The following is a 2291-nucleotide window of genomic DNA, read 5'->3' on the forward strand; positions in this document are numbered from 1 at the left end:
GTTCGAGCTCATCGACTACAAGGTCCGGATCCTCGACCAGGGCCACGGCACCGACGCCATCACCCGAGTGCTCATCGAGACCACCGACGGCGAGTCGTCGTGGGTGACCGTGGGGGTCGGCCACAACGTCATCGAGGCGTCGTGGGGCGCGCTGCTCGACGGGTTGACCTTCGGGTTGCGGCGCCACCAGCGCCCGGCCATGCCCTAGGTTCGAGCGGTGACCGAGCCCGCGGCGTACGACGACCTCCCGCGCCGGACCTCGAGCGTCGAGCGTGCCGTCACCGCCCTGCTCATGGTCGGGCTCGCAGTGCTGGTCCCGATCGCGTCGTTCCTCGGGCTGTTCTTCATGATGGTCTCGGACGGCTGCACCGGCGACGCGCCGTGCCGCGAGGGCCAGATCGGCCTCGGCGTGCTGGTGGCGGTGGGGTCACCGGTCGTGGTCTTCCTGGTCGCGCTGGCCGCGGTCGTCACCCGGGTGGTCCGCGGCAGGTCGGCCTGGTGGGTGCCGCTGGTGGCCCTCGTCGTCGGTGCGGTGCTGTGGGGCCTCGGCGCCGTGATCGCCGCCTCCGCCGTCGGCTGACTCCGCGCCCGCCTCAGTGGCCGACGACCCGGCGGACCAGGTCGTCCCACGCCGCCTCGATGCGGTCGAGGGTGACGTCGTCGGCCTGCTGCTGCTCGACCACCACGATGTCGAGCGGCGCGAGCAGGGCCACCGCCAGCAGCGGCAGGTCACCCTCGACGCGCAGCTCGGACAGCAGGTGGCGCAGGTGCATGATCGCGAACGACGCCGCGGCGCGCGAGCGGGCGCCGTGACTGCCGGTGGCGGCCTTGATGAGGGCGCCGTGGGTGACGTTGAGCCGCAGCCGGGAGTGACCCATGGCGAGGAGCCGGTCGTACGGCGGTGCGCCCGGCCCCAGCGGCGGGGGACCGGACAGGATGCTGGCCTGCCAGGCGGTCTCCGAGCGGTCGAGCACGGCCGCCATCAGGCCCTCGCGGCTGGTGAAACGCCGGAACAGCGTGCCCTTGCCCACCCCGGCCTCGCGCGCCACGGCGTCCATCGAGACCCGCTCCACGCCGAGCTCGTCCACGAGCAGGGATGCCGCGGCCAGGATCGTCTCGCGGTTGCGCGCGGCATCGGCGCGCTCGGGTGGCGGGGCGTCCGCCAGGGGGAGCTCGATGGGCACGCGCTCACCCTAGGTCGTGAGGTGTGGCGCAGGACACGGGAATAGAACCGGACCACGGTCCGTTTGGCCGGACATGACTGACACCCGCGTACTCGTCCTCGTCGGCAGCCTGCGTGCCGACTCCGTCAACCGTCGTCTCGCCGAGACGCTCCAGGCGTCCGCCCCCGAGGGCGTCTCCCTGCAGATCGCGGAGGGCCTCGGCGCCATCCCGTTCTACAACGAGGAGATCGACGGCGACACCCCGCCGGCCGCCGCCGTCGCGCTGCGTGAGCAGGTCGCCGCCGCCGACCGCGTGCTCGTGATCACCCCCGAGTACAACGGCACCATGCCGGCCGTCCTCAACAACGCCATCGACTGGCTCTCCCGCCCCTACGGTGCCGGCGCCATCGTGGGCAAGCCGTTCGCGRCCGTCGGCACCACGCCCACGCCGTACGGCGGCAAGTGGTCGCACGAGCACGCTCGCCACTCGGCGACCATCGCGGGCGCCAAGGTCATCGACACCCTGGTGCTCTCGCAGCCCGGGGTCGAGGTGGACGTGCTCAACGACGACGAGGTGCTGGCCAAGTTCCGCGCCGCCGTCGCCGAGCTCGCGGCCTGGCGCGACGACGCCGCTGCCTGACGCAGCCCGCGGAGTACGGTCGCCTGCGTGGCCGCACTCCACGACCTGACAGCTCTCGAGCWGGGTGACCTCGTCCGCCGTGGCGAGGTCACCCCGCTCGAGCTCGTCGAGCACTACCTCGGACGCGCCGACCACGTCGGCGCGTTCGTCACGTCCACCCCCGAGCGGGCGCGCGAGCACGCCCGTCGGCTCGGTCGCCGCCCCGAGGGTGCCGGCCCCCTGTGGGGTGTGCCGACCGCGATCAAGGACCTGCACCCGACGGCGGGGGTGCGCACGACCTTCGGCTCGGCGGCGTACGCCGACCACGTGCCCGACGCCTCGGACGACGTCGTCCTGACGATCGAGGCCGCGGGGATGCCGAGCCTGGGCAAGACGAACACCCCGGAGTTCGGCTCGCCCTGCTACACCGAGCCCGACGTGGCGCCGCCGGCCGTGACCCCGTGGGACACCGCGCGCACCGCCGGCGGGTCGAGCGGCGGGGCCGCGGC

5 protein-coding genes are annotated in these 2291 nt (G+C 73.6%); 4 read left to right on the forward strand and 1 reads right to left on the reverse strand.

Features of this window, described 5'->3' with window-relative positions; translation table 11 throughout:
• On the forward strand, positions 1 to 208 hold a 208-nt coding region (locus ACXJKL_RS19615; protein ID WP_457208676.1), incomplete at its 5' end, for an alpha-isopropylmalate synthase regulatory domain-containing protein.
• Between the two features lie 9 nt (positions 209 to 217).
• Complete coding sequence (locus ACXJKL_RS19620) at positions 218 to 580, forward strand: hypothetical protein (protein ID WP_457208677.1); 363 nt, start codon at positions 218 to 220, stop codon at positions 578 to 580.
• A 13-nt stretch (positions 581 to 593) separates the two neighbouring features.
• On the opposite strand, the gene ACXJKL_RS19625 is transcribed toward ACXJKL_RS19620, so the two are convergent.
• On the reverse strand, positions 594 to 1184 hold the full coding sequence (locus tag ACXJKL_RS19625; RefSeq protein ID WP_457208678.1) for a TetR/AcrR family transcriptional regulator: 591 nt from the start codon (positions 1182 to 1184) through the stop codon (positions 594 to 596).
• Positions 1185 to 1257: 73 nt separating this feature from the next.
• Here ACXJKL_RS19625 and ACXJKL_RS19630 point away from each other — a divergent pair, with 73 nt between their 5' ends.
• Together ACXJKL_RS19630 and ACXJKL_RS19635 are read left to right on the forward strand one after the other, a co-directional pair.
• Positions 1258 to 1803, forward strand: coding sequence for an NADPH-dependent FMN reductase (locus ACXJKL_RS19630; protein ID WP_457208679.1), 546 nt, complete (start codon positions 1258 to 1260; stop codon positions 1801 to 1803).
• 27 nt (positions 1804 to 1830) lie between these two features.
• Positions 1831 to 2291, forward strand: a 461-nt coding sequence (locus ACXJKL_RS19635; protein ID WP_457208680.1) for an amidase family protein, incomplete at its 3' end; no start/stop codon positions are given.

The organism is Nocardioides sp. P5_C9_2 (assembly GCF_054049555.1).